The organism is Neptuniibacter sp. QD34_54 (genome assembly GCF_047778055.1).
Taxonomy (GTDB): Bacteria; Pseudomonadota; Gammaproteobacteria; order Pseudomonadales; family Balneatricaceae; genus Neptuniibacter.
In genome coordinates this window covers 3776591-3792483 of sequence record NZ_CP180546.1, presented here as the reverse complement: position 1 = coordinate 3792483, position 15893 = coordinate 3776591, and the positions used below count along the sequence as shown (strand labels likewise).

Genomic DNA, 15893 nt, shown 5'->3' with positions numbered 1-15893 from the left:
TGCTTAACCAGTCAGATTAGATTTTCTGTTCTGGTTGCAGACCAATGTTGAACTTCTTCAGGTAGTCATTTGGCTTCTTACCGTCGTAAGTGATGTTGTCGATGAAGTGAGTCTGCGGAGCACGGAAACCATCTTCAGTATTGAAGTCTGGGAACATGTCTGGCGTCATCTTACCTTCTTCGATTAGCTCTTTAGCTGCTGTTGCGTAGATATCAGGACGGTAAACTTTCTTCGCGATATCCATGAACCACTGGTCAGACTTAGGTTCAGAGATCTGACCCCAACGACGCATCTGAGTTAGGTACCAGATTGCATCGGAGTAGTATGGGTAAGTCGCGTTGTAGCGGAAGAACACGTTGAAATCTGGCACTTCACGCTTATCGCCTTTTTCGTACTCAAATGTACCTGTCATTGAGTTAGCAATAACGTCGTAGTCCGCACCTACATAGTTAGGCTGAGACAAGATTTTTACTGCTTCTGGGCGGTTCGCATTGTTGTTATCGTCCAACCATTTAGCTGCACGGATCATCGCTTTAACAACACGAAGGTGAGTATTCGGGTTTTCATCCGCCCATGCTTTAGATACACCAAATACTTTCTCTGGGTTGTTTTTCCAAATCTCGTAGTCAGTGACTACAGGTACACCAATACCTTTAAATACAGCCTGCTGGTTCCATGGCTCACCTACGCAGTAACCGTAGATCGTGCCTGCTTCCATTGTTGCTGGCATCTGTGGTGGCGGTGTTACAGATAGTAGGGCATCGGCATCGATCGTACCGGATGTATCACCTTTATGCGGTGCGTAGTAACCAGGGTGGATACCACCCGCCGCTAGCCAATAACGTAGCTCGTAGTTGTGTGTAGATACTGGGAATACCATACCCATGTTAAATGGCTTACCGTCGTCTTTGTATTTCTCAACAACAGGTTTTAGCGCATCGGCTTTGATCGGGTGTACTGGTTTGCCATCAGCTTGTTTAGGCACATACTCTTTCATCTGATCCCAAATATCGTTAGATACAGTGATCGCGTTACCGTTAAGGTCCATAGAGAATGCAGTGATGATGTGAGACTGCGTACCGAAACCGATAGTGGCACCTAGCGGTTGACCTGCAAGCATGTGTGCGCCATCAAGCTGACCGTCAATGACACGGTCGAGAAGAACTTTCCAGTTTGCTTGTGCTTCTAGCGTTACGTATAGGCCTTCATCTTCAAAGAAGCCTTTTTCGTATGCAACCGCTAGAGGAGCCATATCTGTCAGTTTGATAAAACCAAACTTCAGATCTTCTTTTTCAGGCTCACCAATTGCTGCCCATGCAGGGACGGTAATTAATGATGCAGCTAAGACTGCACCGCTGATAACTTTACTTAGTAGAGCCTTTTTCTTCTTAAGCATGGATCGTTCTCCCAATCTTAAAAACAAAAAGGCGCCGAACATGATCACATCACTGTGATCAGCCGAGGCGCCTTTGCCTAGTTTCAAATTTTGTGACCTTCTGGGTCATGTTTAACTTTTAGAGTGCACCGCCATTGGTGCACTCATTTGTTATCTAATAGAGCAGATGCTGTGCCAGAGTTTTTTAAATCCAGTAAAAACAATGGGTTATGTTTATGCTGTGTGCTTATGTAAGTTTTGGTTGTGATTTGTTGCGGTGCACAATGGGGCTTTTGGTCATTAAGTTGGTGCAAAAGTGCGAGAGCAAAAATGGGGCAAGTGAAGTTTGTTTTGGGGCGAAAGGTTTAAAAAGGGGCTTTAAATGGAACAAAGGTTATCAATAGAAGGGCGTGTTTTAGGCTCGGAGCTTTTTAGAGAAAAAAGCTCAGTTCTTATGAACTGAGCCCGTGCTTTTCAATTTAGATTTAAGCGCCGATCCAGTTTTGATATAGATCTTTGCGGTAAACGTTATGGACGATATCTTCTTGATTAAACTCCTGTTCGCCAATCTGGCCACATTTACGCATCTGATCGATTAAGAACAGTCCATGCTCAGGATCGGGACAGTTCACATTCTCACCGGAGAAATGTTGCTCCATCGAATAAGGCGGTGTGAACTTAGATAACTGCTCTGCGGCCTGATCTAAATAAGGTGGCAGTGCGAGGAGTTTTAGAATCTCAGCCTGATTGCTTGGATCTTCCGCCCACAGACAGGCTTCGTGGATTGCTGTAATCAATGCGCGGTGGGTATTTGGGTGTTCATCGGCCCATTGTTGTGTGACGCCCAGCACCTTCTCCATATGCGAGCCCCAAATCTTATGGCCGGTACTGACTAAACCACCAATCTGTTGCACTAAAGCCAAGCTATTCCAAGGTTCACCTACGCAGTAGCCATCGATCAAACCGGTGGAAAGGTTATCCAGCATTTTGGTTGGCGGTACCGCGACCAGCTGTACATCCTCTTCGGTATCGATGTTGTTCTGGTTTAACCAGAAACGCAGTTGATAGTGATGGTTTGAGTAGGGATAAACGGTTGCGATAACCGGTTTTCGTCCGCTTTGCTGGATCAGCTCTTTAAACTGTTGGCCGACCTGTTCACTGTCATCCCAATCAGAGATCTTATTGGACAGGGCCATATAAAGTTCTTGCGATAGGGTGATAGCCGTACCGTTCTGGCTTAGGGATAACGCCGTCATCATCGGTGTCGGGTTACCGTTTAAGCCTAATGTTGCAGCCAGCGGCATCGGTGCCAGCATATGGGCTGCATCAAATAATCCAAAACTTACTTTGTCGCGAATAGAGGCCCAAGAGGACTCTTTACTCAGGATGACATTCAAACCATGTTTCTTAAAAAAGCCTTTCTCGCGCGCAACAACCAAAGGGGTACAATCGAGCAGTGCCACAAAACCTAGTTTCAGGTCAGTTTTTTCTAGTGTCAGTGCATCTGACATATCAGCTCCTATCTCTTTTACTTACTCAGGCCGTTCGCCAGTTGTAAAACTTCAATCACATTTCGTGCCACATCGGGAATTTTCTGACCTCGGTCCATCGCAAGCTTACGCAGGGTTTGATATGCCTGTTCTTCGTCGCAGCCTTGATGCTTCATCAGCATGCCTTTGGCTTTCTCTATGGTTTTGCGTTCTGCCAGTTGGTTTCTGGTTTTCTCCAGCTCTTCACGTAATAAACTGTGAGCATCGAAATGAGCAATCGCCGTATCCATAATCGCTTTTACGCGGTCTGGTTGAAGACCGTCGGCTATATAAGCGCTGACACCGGCGTTGATTGCTTCGGCCATCGTCCTGCGGTCGTTCTGTTGTTCCGCAAAGAAGACGATCGGGCGCGGATTGTTCTGGCTCATCGTCGCCATACTTTCCAACGTGTCACGGTTGGGTGAATCCATATCTATAATGACTATGTCGGGGTGGTTCTCCTCGACATGCTTATTTAGATCAGTGGTGTTAGGTAGATGACAGACAACATGGTGCCCCAGCGTATTTAACGCCTTCTCAAGCGCATTCACACGAATGGGCTCGTCATCGATCAACAGCACGTTTAAACAGTTAACTTTACTCATTAATCCAGTTCCGGAATTGGATAGCCTGTCATAAAGCAATATTTGTTCCATGGTTATTCGGGCGCTTTATGGCACGCGCTTTGCTGTACTAGGAGCAATACATTTTGATGCGCAACGGTGCGTGCTTACTCTGTCTTCAGTTTAGGGTATGCAGGTGCCTGCATTCCAAAAAACTGACCAGTAAGCCAAATATTTACGTTGCTCTTGGATAGTTTTATTGGAGGTAAAGATGCAAACGACAACGACCTGTCCTTACTGCGGCGTGGGCTGCGGGGTAAAGGCCGAAATTGCTGACGATTGCGTAGTTGCAGTAAAGGGTAACGAAGAACACCCTGCTAATTTTGGCCGTTTATGTGTAAAAGGCTCCTCTTTAAACGAGGTGTTAGGGGCCGAAGGGCGCTTACTCAACCCAGTCGTCGATGGCAAAATAGTTGAGTGGGACAGTGCTCTTGAAACAGTCGCGGAAGGTTTTAAACGCACCGTAATGGAGCACGGGCCCGATTCTGTGGCCTTTTATCTCTCTGGCCAGCTCCTTACCGAAGATTACTATATTGCCAACAAACTGATGAAAGGCTTTGTTGGCACGGCCAATGTCGATACCAACTCGCGCCTGTGTATGTCATCAGCCGTAGCAGGTTATAAGCGCGCTTTTGGTGCTGATGCTGTGCCTTGCTGCTATGAAGATCTAGAGCTTGCCGAGCTGATCATCATCACCGGTTCAAATGCTGCGTGGAACCATCCAATCCTGTTCCAACGCATGAAAGCGGCAAAAGCTAAGAATCCTAATCTGAAAATTGTAGTGGTAGACCCACGTCGCACCGCGACCTGCGATATCGCCGATCTGCATATTCAGCTCAAAGCCGAAACCGATACATCTCTGTTTACCGGTTTGCTGTCTTATTTAGCGCGCCACGATCACCTTGATTACGAATATATTGCTAACTTCACTGAAGGCTTCGCTGATGCCCGTGCTAATGCCGAGCTTACTTTCCCAGATGTTGATAGCGTGGCTAAAGCCTGTGATCTGCCTATCATGCAATTGCGCACCTTCTTTGAGTGGTACGCCAGAACTGAAAAAGTTGTGACTTTCTACTCGCAAGGGGTGAACCAGTCCGCCAGTGGTACCGATAATTCCAATGCCATTATTAACTGCCACCTGGCTACCGGACGTCTGGGTAAAGAAGGCGCAGGACCGTTCTCGATTACTGGGCAGCCAAACGCAATGGGTGGCCGCGAAGTAGGCGGCCTAGCGAATCAGCTTGCAGCGCATATGGAGTTAAATTCGCCCGAAGCGGTCGACCGTGTAGGCCGTTTCTGGGGCAGCGATAATGTTGCGACCAGCGCCGGTTATAAAGCGGTGGATCTGTTCGAAGCGATTGAACAGGGCAAAGTAAAAGCGATCTGGATTATGGGTACCAACCCTGCGGTAAGTTTGCCAAATGCCGATCAAGTGGTTCGCAGCCTGAAGCAATGTCCGCTGGTGGTGGTATCTGACTGTATGGCGCATACAGATACAGTTGCCCTGGCCAATGTATGTTTACCGGCGACGGGCTGGAGCGAGAAAAATGGTACTGTAACTAACTCTGAGCGTCGTATCTCCCGTCAGCGTAGCTTACTGCCGCCATCAGGCGAAGCTAAACCGGACTGGTGGATTATCAGCGAAGTGGCCAAGCGTATGGGCTATGAACAGGCCTTCACCTACGACCACCCTTACGAGATCTTTAAAGAGCATGCTGAGTTATCGGGTTTTGAAAACAACGGCAGTCGCGCTTTTGATATCAGCCAACTGCAAGATCTGAATCTTAAAAGTTACGATGCCCTGAAACCACAGCAGTGGCCGGTAACCGATGCTGCGCCTTATGGCACCGCGCGTCTATTTGCTGACGGTAAGTTCTTTACGCCATCGGGTAAGGCGCAGTTTATTACGGTCGATCCACACGACCCGCTACAGCAACCTTGCGACGAAATGCCGTTTGTTATGAATACCGGCCGTATTCGTGATCAGTGGCACACAATGACCCATACAGGGCGTACCAGCCGCCTTTTTCAACACCGCGAAGAACCCTTTGTTGAGCTCAACAGAGAGGACGCGGACAAACTGAATATCAAAGAATCTGAGCTCGTTAAACTTACAAATATACAGGCGGAATATATCGGTCGTGCCCGTATCGTTGATACCGATCAGCGCCGCGGTGAGATCTTTGTGCCTATGCACTGGAACAAACAGTTCAGTGCCAAGGCGCGCATGGGGGCCCTGGTTCAGCCGGCGGTCGATCCGTTCTCGGGTCAGCCAGAAGGTAAACACGCGGTGGTAAACGTCGAGCCATATAACCCCGCTTGGGAAGGTTGGCTGATTACCCGCAAGCCCCTAGATGATGCGTTACCGGTGGAATACTGGTCGCGTGTGCCCAAAGAGAGTGCATCGCTCTACTATCTGGCAGACAGCAACAACATCGAAGATATGCGTAGCTGGTGTCAGGAGCAGTTTGGTGAAATCGATATCTGGTTGGAAGACGCCGGTCAGCATAGCTTCCGTGCTGCTGGCTTAAGTGGTGAGCAACTAGAATGGGCCTTCTTCCGTATGCCGTACGGCCAGATTCCATCAACCTTATGGCTGGAACAGCTCTTTGCCGAAACCGAAGTGAATATGGACCAACGCCGCTTCCTACTCAGCGTAACCGGCTGCGAACTGGAAGATCCGGGTGAGATCATCTGTAGCTGTTACCAAGTAGGTAGCCACGCCATCGAAGATGCGATCCAACAAGGTTGTAACTCACTCGATGCACTGGGTAATAAGCTTAAGTGCGGTACTAACTGTGGCTCCTGTATTCCTGAATTGAATGGGATGTTGGGGAAGTGATGGTGTAGCTGTAAAAGGCAGGGTAAAAACGGGAAAAAGCAGCCATTGGCTGCTTTTTTTAGGACGCCACTGCGTGGCTAGAGGACGGCTGCGGCTAGAGGCGAAAAAGCTATTTGAATTCTGTTTGTGCTCTATGCAGAGCTCTGTGTGATTGTTAATCAGATGCAATTAATAGATAGTTAGTTAAAGGATATTGGCTCAATGCACGCCAAGGAAAAAACTGTAGTTTATGAAGAATTATCTTTTACTAGCCTTTCTGCTTCTCACGTCATTGAATCTTGCTGCTGAATCCGAAGATACGTCGCGATGCAATTTCTATGAAGACACGAAAAAGCATGGGGATCCAAGGACATACCTGTTACTTGGAGATTGTTATTACATTGGGAAAGGCAGGTCGAAGGATGTCGCTAAAGCAGAAGCTCTTTGGCTACAGGCTGTGGCTTTAGGTGAAAAGCAAGCTGCATTGAACCTAGGTAGCTATTACGCCTTTTTTAAAAAGGGACATGAGTTAGAGGGGCTAGGTTACCTCAGCTTAGTGGAAGATACATATCCCAAGGATGCAAACCTATTGCAGGGACTGTTTTACCTAAAACATCCAAATTTTAGAGGGTTCAAAACTAACAACCTTGCTTACCACTTTTTAGATAAATCATTTTCAGCTGGTAGCTTTATTTCGGCATACACATTGTCTTATGCGATTAGTGAAGGATTAATTAAGGTTGATGAAACAGCTAATAGTTGGCTAGCAAAAGGCGATTCACTGTCGCCTAGTGGGGTTGATTTAAGTTTGGTGATAAATGAACTAAAACAGGGTGGTTTTATTGATAACTAGAATTCAAAAGCATGATTTTCAGAATGCTAGCAAGTAGGGTGTAATAGCGGAGCGTATTACACCTTTTCCTCTAATCAATCAGCACTTCAACTAGCCGCTTGCTGCCCCCTTGGCGCAAACTCAAATACGTCTGAGTAGCAGTTCTCTTCCTTAAGCCCTTTTGCCTCCAACTGATCGATTGTGCCGTAAACCATATTGGGAGAGCCGCATAGGTAGGTTTGAGTGCCTTCAAGTGCATCACAATCTTCGCTTACCACTTCGTAGATAAAGCCAGTATGGCCGATCCAGTTGGCATCTGGTGATTCGAGAATTGGCGTGAAACTTAGGTTCGCATTCTGATCCGTCCAAGCTTTGAACTGCTCTAGCAGATAGAACTCTTCGCTCTGTTTGTTCGACCAGTAAATCTTCACTTCAGCATCGGGTTTACGTCTTAGTATCTCTTCGGTGATGCTTTTAATTTTGGATATGCCCGAGCCCGCAGCGATTAATAGATGGGGCAGAGCAAGATCGGTCTGTAAAAAGGCTTTCCCCATGGCCAGCGTTACATTAAGGGGTGTTTGGCTTTCTGCATGTTGAGATAGGCAGTTCAAAGCCTTATCTGCAAACGCACTACCGTTTTGGATAAACAGCTGTAGGCGGCGAGGGTTTTCTGAATCAGGGCTGCTGGCAATGGTGTAGGAGAGCGTTTGTAGCTGACCATCGCCATTAACGTCTAAATCGAGCTGCAGATACTGTCCTGCATGATAGTTAAGCGCTGTACCTGCTGGCGATTGCAGCTCAATATCAAATGTATCTGTATCAAAAGAGACGTTTCTCAAAGGGGCAAACTTAACAACCTGACAAAGGTAAGAAGCGACTGGGTAGGTTGTGGCAAGGTTACTCATAAACAAACCTAAATATTCTGTTTTCGTGACTGATTGCCAAGCAGCTTAAAGAGCTTATTGCATGAGTAGAAATGGTTAATTTTCACTGATCAATTAGTTTCCCTCATACATTGTCTATTCGCTCCACTTGCCTAGCACCAGATCCTGAGCATCACCGATGCCGATGCAGCCTGCGTAAAATGGGCGCTCATCCAGCAAAAAAATGCCTAGTAGTGCCTCTTCAAAACTTTGCCTCAATCAATTCATGAGCAAAGGTCATCAAACCATAAAATTTAATCAATTTTTTTCATAAAACTGTCCCTGTAAAAAGTGCACTTACCTTAACGCTCACAAGAAGTACGACTGCTCCTAATATCGGCCCATGGTTATTTAAGGCAGATGAACAGTACATAGAGCGATGAAAAGTCAGACTTAATTTCTACGGAATAAAGATTATGAGCAACGGTTTCGAATACAGCATTGAGCGCATTAGTTTCGACGAAAACTATGAGCCATCAGGCAATACTCGCCTAACAACTAACTTTGCCAACTTAGCGCGTGGCGAACAGCGTAAAGAAAATTTGAGCCGTGCGATCAAGATGATTGATAACAGCTTTAATACACTAGCGACTTGGGATAACCCAAACAATGATCGTTACTCTGTAGAGCTTGAGATCATCCATGTTGATATTGATGTGCAAGGCAATGGTGATAATTTCCCAACGATTGAGATCTTAAAAACGTACATTCTTGATCACAAAACTGAGCGACGTATCGAAGGGATTGTGGGCAACAACTTCTCTTCTTACGTGCGTGATTATGATTTCAGCGTGTTGCTGTTGAATCACAACAAAGATGCAGAGCAATTCAGCGTGCCGGATAACTACGGCGAGCTGCATGGCAACATGTTTAAAGACTTTGTGAACTCAGAGGCTTACAAGCAGAACTTCAACAAACTGCCTGTGATCTGCCTGAGTGTGTCGGATAACAAAACGTATTATAAAACGGCGAATACTCACCCGGTTCTAGGTACGGAGTACGAGCCAAACGAGCCGTCATTGACCGAACAGTACTTCAAAAAGATGGGCATGGCGGTGCGTTATTTCATGCCGCCAAACAGCGTGGCGCCTTATGCGTTCTATTTCTACGGGGATCTGCTCAACGATTACACCAACCTTGAGTTGATTAGCACTCTTAGCACGATGGAGACGTTCCAAAAGATCTATCGTCCAGAGATTTATAACGCCAATGCTTTTGCCGGTGAAGTGTTTAAACCAAGTTTGAAGCACCAAGATTTCTCACTAACGCAAGTTGTGTATGACCGAGAAGAGCGCAGCCGTTTAGCGGTTGAACAGGGCAGATGGGCGGAAGAGCACTTTATTAAGCCCTATGGGGAAATTCTTGAAAAATGGTCTGCTAACTACGCGTAAGCCAAGATTATAGAGTTGTATAAATTATGAAAAACTTACTACCTACTTCAACTGCTGGAAGTTTACCTAAACCCTCTTGGCTAGCAGAACCGGAGAAACTTTGGTCACCTTGGAAACTTGAAGGTGAAGAACTCGTGTTTGGCAAACAGGATGCACTTCGTGTGACCCTGCAAGAGCAAGAAAGCGCCGGTATTGATATCGTTAGCGATGGCGAGCAAACACGCCAGCACTTTGTGACCACCTTTATCGAGAACCTGAGCGGCGTTGATTTTGAAAAGCGCAAAACCGTTCGAATTCGTAACCGCTATGATGCCAGCGTACCGACTGTGGTTGGTCCGGTAAGCCGTCAAAAGCCTGTGTTCGTAGAGGACGCTAAGTTCCTGCGTCAGCAAACGGATCAGCCGATTAAATGGGCGCTACCAGGGCCGATGACCATGGTTGATACCCTTTACGATGATCACTATAAAAGCCGCAAAGATCTGGCTTGGGAGTTTGCCAAGGCGCTCAATGAAGAAGCGAAAGAGCTGGAAGCGGCGGGCGTGGACATTATCCAGTTTGATGAACCGGCATTTAACGTCTTCTTTGAAGAAGTAAATGAATGGGGCATTGCTTGCCTAGAACGCGCGATTGAAGGGCTTAAATGCGAAACAGCCGTGCATATCTGCTACGGCTACGGCATTAAAGCCAATACCGATTGGAAAAAAACGCTGGGCTCGGAATGGCGTCAATACGAAGAGACGTTCCCATCACTGCAGAAATCCAATATCGATATCATCTCTTTGGAGTGCCACAACGGTCGTGTACCGCTAGAAGTACTAGAACTGATTCGTGGTAAGAAAGTGATGGTGGGTGCGATTGATGTCGCGACAGAGACCATCGAGACGCCAGAAGAGGTCGCCGAAACTCTGCGTGGTGCGCTTAAGTATGTCGATGCCGACAAACTCTACCCTTGCACCAACTGCGGTATGGCACCCCTGTCACGAGAAATTGCACGCGGCAAATTGAATGCCCTGCACGCGGGTGCAGAACTGGTTAGAAAAGAGCTGGCAGCGTGAGATTAAGTGGCAAGGACGCCGCTTCGCGGCTAGAGATCGCTCCGCTTTTAGGACGCAGCTACGCTGCTAGAGGACGGCTGCGCCTAGAGAAAAGGATTTTAGTGGGGGAGTGGCTTCTGCTTTGTGCCAAAAGCGGACATTCCTAGTGGAAGCTGTTAGCCTGTGAGTACTTATCGATAGCACAAGGATATGCTTGGTAATGAATAAAGCAAAGTGTAACACTGCCTCCAAACGCAAATTCATTAACCTTCCGAAAAGTAAGCAACAAAGCCTTCGGCATGAGTTCGCTACCCATTTTGAAGCTCTCGATACATACTACGATACTGGGGAGTCAGAGAGTGTTGAATGGATTTCTGTAACTGTTTTTGATCACTGGTTATCTTTAGATGAAGCAATATTGAATCTAGATAAAGCAAGAGATGAAACTCGCAAAGCCTACGATGAAAAGCTATATACCTTTATCTGCCTGCTGACTTCTCAATTTGAAGCCTTTTTAGTTAAGAAGTTAGGTCGGTACAATGAAAAGCTTACGTTCAGAGAATTTACTTCAAAAGAAGGCAGGAAATCGACACTAATCCTCTCTGATTATAGGTGTGGTGAGCGGGCACGCTTCTCTTTTGTTATTCCATCGTTAGGGATTCTTTACTTTGAAGGTAGTGACTTTACCCACCATATTTACTTCAAGGATGTAAATGCTCTGGAGACAATCAGGCCTTTAGTTGACCGCTGTAAACTGTTCTTGTTGTGCTAATGGACTATGACTGAGCGATAAAGATTTTCAGTGATAAGAAGCGCAATAGTGGAGTTTTTAGATGTCTGCTTTGTGTCGAAAGCAGTCGAGCAATTATCTAGCGTAGGGTGTAATAGCGAAGCGTATTACACCAATTCCAAACCTTAGTTGTGTTCAGCCAGTCAATTACTTGCCTAGAACTGGTAAGTCAGTTCTCCTAACACGCTTCGACCTTCAATAGGATAATCGTTAGGGATGATTGAAGACGCAGGGGTGGTGGCATTCTTATCCAGTACGTTTTTGATGATCAGAGCTGTACTGAGTCCAGCTAACTTGTGTTCTTTTGAGAGTTTTAGGTTCGCCCATGAATAACCGCTGTGTTTTGTGCGTGTGTCGTTTGGAGCCCTGTTACTCGAACCGATCCAATGGTTATTCAGGTTTAGCTTCCAATGATTGGGGAGACGGTAATCTACGGCTAGGTAGCCCGTGTGGTTTGGAATATCGGCGACACTGCCACCCGTAATCGAGTTTTTGGTGTTTAGGTAGTTGTATTGGGTTTTCAGTGTTAACGAATGATTGATATGCCAAGTTCCCTCTATCTCTATGCCGTAACCTTGCTGTTCCATCGAGTTCTGGAATTGATATACAGAACCGTTAAATTGGTTGGTGATCAAATCATCGGCTTGGTAGTAAAAGAGCGTATTTTGTAGATGCAGCGTTTCTTTGGGTTTGATGTCAGCAACCAGTTCCAGTGTTTCTATTTTTTCGGGTTTAAGCGGCGGCGAGCCTAGTCCACCGGGATTGTTCTTTAAATAAAGCTCGCTGAATGACGGTGCACGGAAGGCCCTGCCGTAGAGTAATTTGCCGGTAAGTTTTTGATTTGGCTCCCAAACCAAGCCCATTCTCGGATTAAATACTCGGCCAAAATCGGAATAATGATCTATACGCCCACCGACGGTGAGGGTCCAGTTTTTATTTAGCGCCCATTGGTCTTGAATCGCTAAAAATGCATTATGACGTTCATTATCTTCTGAATAGACGTAAGACTGATCGCTAACGTCGGTTAAGTTGCCATCAACAACCGTTTCGGTGCCGTCTAACACACCGGGACCAAAGTTCTTTCTCTCTTCACTGCGGAAATTACTAAATTGCCCCCCGACCTGAAAGCGCCAAATATGATCGGGTGAACCAACATAGTTTAAAATGAGATCAACGTAAGATTTATGCATTTTGGCGGAAGGAATGCCTATGACTCCATCTGTAAAACGGACTAAGTTGCCTCCTGGAGTATATGGGTTTCCATCGCTGCCAATCGGAATAATACTGTTGGCTGGAAACAGGGTTAAGGTGCTTTCACCTTCTTGATAGTGGTAGGAATAGTTGTTCTCCAGGGAATATTGAGAGTTGATAATGCCCCGGTATTGTAGATGCGACATGAGGGAGTAAGTGTCTTCATAACCCGAACTGTCTAGGGCACGAGCACCGCCTTGGCCGTTACCTGCTTTATGGTTATGCCAAAACCAGTTATTCCAGCTCCAGTCACCCCTATCGATATTTAACATCGCATTGGTAACTGAGTAATTTCTATTAAGCTGGCCGGGCGCTAATGATGCGTTTGAACCGAACCAAATGTCATTCAGCGACTGGAAGTCTTGAGTAATAATTCTGGAATCATCGCCGTCACTTTGCTGATGTTCTAGAGAAAAGAAATAGCCTTTGCCAAAGCCATCAAAGTCGCTGTGTTGTACCGTGAAATCACGACTGCCAAAGCTACCCGCTCGGGCTTGAAACATAGGTTCAGAATAATCCTGCGAGCGTTTTGGCACTATATTGATGACGCCTGAGTAGGCATTTGCACCATATAACGCAGAGCTAGCACCTTTGATCACTTCAATGCGTTCAATTGCGTTGAGGGGTAAGCGAAATGTTGTGGGAAGGCCACCACTGAATGGGTTTTTAAACTCTATCCCATTAAAGAGAACCAGAACTTGAGTGGAAAACCCATTTTGAATACCGCGAATACTGTAGACCGGGTCCAATCTGCTTAGATCTGAGCGCTGCACATGTAACCCTGCAACCGTTTCCAAAACCTCATCGAGATGCGTTGCGCCCATAGCTTCTATTTCTGCAGCGGTGATGACGCTAACCGTACCGGGTGATTTTCGGATCGCTTCTAGATGGCCAGAAGCGATCGTAGAGAAATAGTCACCTTCATGGGGGTAGCTTCTTTCATCAAAGTCACGTTCATCGAAGGGTGAATTCGGGTCGGCAGCAATGCTCTTTGCGCTAAAAATTAAGAATAAAACGAGTAAATATAAAGGCTGTTTTATCAATAAATTAAGTAAACGCATCTGGCTATTTCCCGCATTATCACTTGCCTAATAGCTCAGGCAAAAATGCTTCAGAAACCAGCAATGGTTTATTGGAAAGGAAGAACACTGAGCGGCGCGCCCAGATCTCGGTTTTATCTTGGAGTTGCAGACGACTGATCTCTATAGGATCGCGGCGCATGGTTGGGTCGGTAAATAGCAGGCTTCCCAAAGAACGGTTACCGAGCATTCGCAGCTGACGCTCACTACCGGTTAGAGTTTGTGCTGGGATAATGGAGCGGGCAAAGACCCAAGGTACGTCGTTACCGATCAGCTGAACCTCTCGGACTAGCGCACATTGGCGCTGATCTATACCTAGAGCATTGGCCTCGGAGCGGGTTGGACGCATCCAGCCTTGTCTTACCACTTCGACACGGAAATTTCCGTGACTGCGTTTCACTAAGCGTTGGGTCAGCGAGCCGCTATCCAGCAACCAGCTTTGCCATTCGTGAGGCACCACGGTTTTGAGTGGTCGACGCAGTTTCAACCAACGGGTATCAAAACTTTGGGTGGTAAGAGCTGACTTGATAGGCACTTGAGGTACTTAGCTTCCTAATGATGAGTGGCGCTATATTAGCAGAAAGGGAGGTCTGCATCATAGGCACCAAAAGGGAGCATTGACGGGGCAGCTGGGGTAAAATAGCGGCTATGACGACTGATAAATTCTCTTTTCCAGCAGCGCAGGCAGAACAGTTAACTCAACAATGGGTTGAGGCGATTGTAGTTGGCCTAAATCTATGTCCTTTTGCTGCACCTGAAGTGCGCAATCAAAGCATTCGTTACGCGGTATCTCATGCCCGTGTGATGACCGATGCAGCGCAGGATTTCCTAGCTGAGCTGGCTAAAATTCAGGACTCGCCTGAAGAAGAGTTATCCACAACCTTAGTTGCGTTTACCGAGACAGCGGTGGATTTTGAGTCGTTTCTGGATCTGTTAGATCTTTGCCAAACTATGCTTGAACGCGCGGGCCTAGCCGGTGTCTTCCAACTGGCGAGCTTCCACCCTGATTACTGTTTCTCTGGGGTTGAAGCGGATGACATTACCAACTGGACTAACCGTGCGCCGTTTCCAACCATTCATATTATCCGTGAAGGGCAGATGAGCCGCGTGCTAGTGCACTATAAGAACCCAGATGAGATTCCTGAACGCAATATGGCGTTGATGGAAACAATGGGGCGTACTGGCTTAATCGAGCGCTTCCCACCCCTTGCCCAATATTGGCCTACAGAGTCCTAATCGCTCTTTAAGCGTTGCTGTAATCTTGGTCGTGCCCACTCAATGAAGGCGCGGCTTCTGGAAGATAGGCGGCGTGAGTGAGGATAGACCAGATTGACCGGTATCGATGGGCTTTCAAACTGCTCGAGTACTGGGGTCAGCTGACCTGTTTTGATATGCGGATTTACCTGATAACTTAAGAATTGACCGAAACCGCGACCTTCGCGACAAGCATCCACGGCTGTTTCGACATGATTGGTTTTAAAGCTACCCTGGACATTGATTCTGTATTGCTGACTACCCTCAGTAAATCCCCAAGTGGCGTGAGATCTAAGCGCGGTGAGATGAATACAGTCGAGCTGCTCTAAATCATCTGGGTGATTCGGTACCCCGTATTCTGCAATATGATCTGGACTCGCGCAGACTTTGTATTTGACCTCGCCGACCTGTTTCGCGATCAGGGTAGAATCGGGAAGGGGACCGATACGCAGGGCGATATCCATCCCTTCCTCGATCAGGTCCACCACACGATCCAAAAGCAGCAGTTCCACCTCCATCTCTGGGTAGGTATCTAAAAACTCATTAATCACAGGGCTGAGGTGCAGGCGGCCAAAGGTTTGTGGCGCAGTTATCCGAATCACCCCTTTAGGGATCGTTTGTTGCTGGCTGAGGGCATTTTCTGCATCTTCTACCTCCAACAATATCTGTCGGCAGCGCTGGCAGTAGTCATCACCTTCCTCGGTTAGGCTGAGACTACGGGTGGTTCGATAGAGCAACTGAGCACCTAGCTCTTTCTCCAGTGACGCCAGCGTTCGGACCACCGAAGATTGGGACATGGATAGCTTTTCTGCTGCTGCACTAAGGCTGCCGCAGTCGACGATTTTGACAAATACCGCCATCGCTTTGAGTTTATTCATCTCTGCAGATTAATGCATAAAGTGCATTATTGAAATCTAGTTTGCTCTATTTATTGCGTTATCTGTTTTTCACATAATGAATGACATGATCAATGTTTAAGTAAGGTGTTCTC

Annotated in this window: 13 protein-coding genes; 6 read left to right on the top strand and 7 right to left on the bottom strand. The window is 46.8% G+C overall.

Annotation, left to right across the window (positions count from 1 at the left end; translation table 11 throughout):
* Positions 1-16: 16 nt before the first annotated feature.
* The 3 genes from ACMXYP_RS17475 to ACMXYP_RS17465 form a co-directional block, all read right to left on the bottom strand.
* On the bottom strand, positions 17-1396 hold the full coding sequence (locus ACMXYP_RS17475; RefSeq protein WP_415882907.1) for a CmpA/NrtA family ABC transporter substrate-binding protein: 1380 nt from the start codon (positions 1394-1396) through the stop codon (positions 17-19).
* 464 nt (positions 1397-1860) lie between these two features.
* The gene (locus ACMXYP_RS17470) at positions 1861-2886 is read right to left on the bottom strand and encodes a CmpA/NrtA family ABC transporter substrate-binding protein (RefSeq protein WP_415882906.1); all 1026 of its coding nucleotides are present in this window, start codon (positions 2884-2886) and stop codon (positions 1861-1863) included.
* Between the two features lie 17 nt (positions 2887-2903).
* Positions 2904-3509: an ANTAR domain-containing response regulator gene (locus ACMXYP_RS17465; protein ID WP_415882905.1), complete on the bottom strand. Its 606-nt coding sequence runs from the start codon at positions 3507-3509 to the stop codon at positions 2904-2906.
* Between the two features lie 229 nt (positions 3510-3738).
* Here ACMXYP_RS17465 and ACMXYP_RS17460 point away from each other — a divergent pair, with 229 nt between their 5' ends.
* Together ACMXYP_RS17460 and ACMXYP_RS17455 are read left to right on the top strand one after the other, a co-directional pair.
* A complete protein-coding gene (locus ACMXYP_RS17460; protein ID WP_415882904.1) occupies positions 3739-6369 on the top strand; it encodes a molybdopterin-dependent oxidoreductase in 2631 nt (876 codons plus the stop codon).
* Positions 6370-6598: 229 nt separating this feature from the next.
* Positions 6599-7201, top strand: coding sequence for a hypothetical protein (locus tag ACMXYP_RS17455; RefSeq protein ID WP_415882903.1), 603 nt, complete (start codon positions 6599-6601; stop codon positions 7199-7201).
* An 86-nt stretch (positions 7202-7287) separates the two neighbouring features.
* Here the strand turns inward: ACMXYP_RS17455 and ACMXYP_RS17450 are convergent, their stop codons facing one another.
* Positions 7288-8085: an FAD-binding oxidoreductase gene (locus ACMXYP_RS17450; protein WP_415882902.1), complete on the bottom strand. Its 798-nt coding sequence runs from the start codon at positions 8083-8085 to the stop codon at positions 7288-7290.
* A 434-nt stretch (positions 8086-8519) separates the two neighbouring features.
* Here ACMXYP_RS17450 and ACMXYP_RS17445 point away from each other — a divergent pair, with 434 nt between their 5' ends.
* The 3 genes from ACMXYP_RS17445 to ACMXYP_RS17435 all read left to right on the top strand — a co-directional run bounded on the left by ACMXYP_RS17445 (position 8520) and on the right by ACMXYP_RS17435 (position 11300).
* Complete coding sequence (locus ACMXYP_RS17445) at positions 8520-9494, top strand: DUF1852 domain-containing protein (RefSeq protein WP_415882901.1); 975 nt, start codon at positions 8520-8522, stop codon at positions 9492-9494.
* Positions 9495-9520: 26 nt separating this feature from the next.
* Positions 9521-10549 carry a methionine synthase gene (locus tag ACMXYP_RS17440; RefSeq protein WP_415882900.1) on the top strand — a complete coding sequence of 343 codons (1029 nt, stop codon included), beginning with the start codon at positions 9521-9523 and terminating at the stop codon, positions 10547-10549.
* A 199-nt stretch (positions 10550-10748) separates the two neighbouring features.
* Positions 10749-11300, top strand: coding sequence for a hypothetical protein (locus ACMXYP_RS17435; protein WP_415882899.1), 552 nt, complete (start codon positions 10749-10751; stop codon positions 11298-11300).
* Between the two features lie 173 nt (positions 11301-11473).
* Here the strand turns inward: ACMXYP_RS17435 and ACMXYP_RS17430 are convergent, their stop codons facing one another.
* Both ACMXYP_RS17430 and ACMXYP_RS17425 read right to left on the bottom strand, forming a co-directional pair.
* Entirely contained in the window at positions 11474-13630 is a 2157-nt protein-coding gene (locus ACMXYP_RS17430; RefSeq protein ID WP_415882898.1) for a TonB-dependent receptor plug domain-containing protein, read from the bottom strand.
* Positions 13631-13649: 19 nt separating this feature from the next.
* Complete coding sequence (locus ACMXYP_RS17425) at positions 13650-14183, bottom strand: chorismate--pyruvate lyase family protein (RefSeq protein WP_415882897.1); 534 nt, start codon at positions 14181-14183, stop codon at positions 13650-13652.
* Between the two features lie 113 nt (positions 14184-14296).
* Here ACMXYP_RS17425 and ACMXYP_RS17420 point away from each other — a divergent pair, with 113 nt between their 5' ends.
* Entirely contained in the window at positions 14297-14884 is a 588-nt protein-coding gene (locus tag ACMXYP_RS17420) for a DUF1415 domain-containing protein (RefSeq protein ID WP_415882896.1), read from the top strand.
* On the opposite strand, the gene ACMXYP_RS17415 is transcribed toward ACMXYP_RS17420, so the two are convergent.
* The gene (locus ACMXYP_RS17415) at positions 14881-15780 is read right to left on the bottom strand and encodes a LysR substrate-binding domain-containing protein (RefSeq protein WP_415882895.1); all 900 of its coding nucleotides are present in this window, start codon (positions 15778-15780) and stop codon (positions 14881-14883) included. The two genes, ACMXYP_RS17420 and ACMXYP_RS17415, sit on opposite strands and share 4 nt — an antisense overlap.
* Positions 15781-15893 lie beyond the last annotated feature (113 nt).

Coding starts and splice junctions, on each gene's coding strand:
- ACMXYP_RS17475 (WP_415882907.1), bottom strand. CDS start 1,396: ATGCTTAAGAAGAAAAAGGCTCTACTAAGTAAAGTTATCAGCGGTGCA.
- ACMXYP_RS17470 (WP_415882906.1), bottom strand. CDS start 2,886: ATGTCAGATGCACTGACACTAGAAAAAACTGACCTGAAACTAGGTTTT.
- ACMXYP_RS17465 (WP_415882905.1), bottom strand. CDS start 3,509: ATGAGTAAAGTTAACTGTTTAAACGTGCTGTTGATCGATGACGAGCCC.
- ACMXYP_RS17460 (WP_415882904.1), top strand. CDS start 3,739: ATGCAAACGACAACGACCTGTCCTTACTGCGGCGTGGGCTGCGGGGTA.
- ACMXYP_RS17455 (WP_415882903.1), top strand. CDS start 6,599: ATGAAGAATTATCTTTTACTAGCCTTTCTGCTTCTCACGTCATTGAAT.
- ACMXYP_RS17450 (WP_415882902.1), bottom strand. CDS start 8,085: ATGAGTAACCTTGCCACAACCTACCCAGTCGCTTCTTACCTTTGTCAG.
- ACMXYP_RS17445 (WP_415882901.1), top strand. CDS start 8,520: ATGAGCAACGGTTTCGAATACAGCATTGAGCGCATTAGTTTCGACGAA.
- ACMXYP_RS17440 (WP_415882900.1), top strand. CDS start 9,521: ATGAAAAACTTACTACCTACTTCAACTGCTGGAAGTTTACCTAAACCC.
- ACMXYP_RS17435 (WP_415882899.1), top strand. CDS start 10,749: ATGAATAAAGCAAAGTGTAACACTGCCTCCAAACGCAAATTCATTAAC.
- ACMXYP_RS17430 (WP_415882898.1), bottom strand. CDS start 13,630: ATGCGTTTACTTAATTTATTGATAAAACAGCCTTTATATTTACTCGTT.
- ACMXYP_RS17420 (WP_415882896.1), top strand. CDS start 14,297: ATGACGACTGATAAATTCTCTTTTCCAGCAGCGCAGGCAGAACAGTTA.
- ACMXYP_RS17415 (WP_415882895.1), bottom strand. CDS start 15,780: ATGAATAAACTCAAAGCGATGGCGGTATTTGTCAAAATCGTCGACTGC.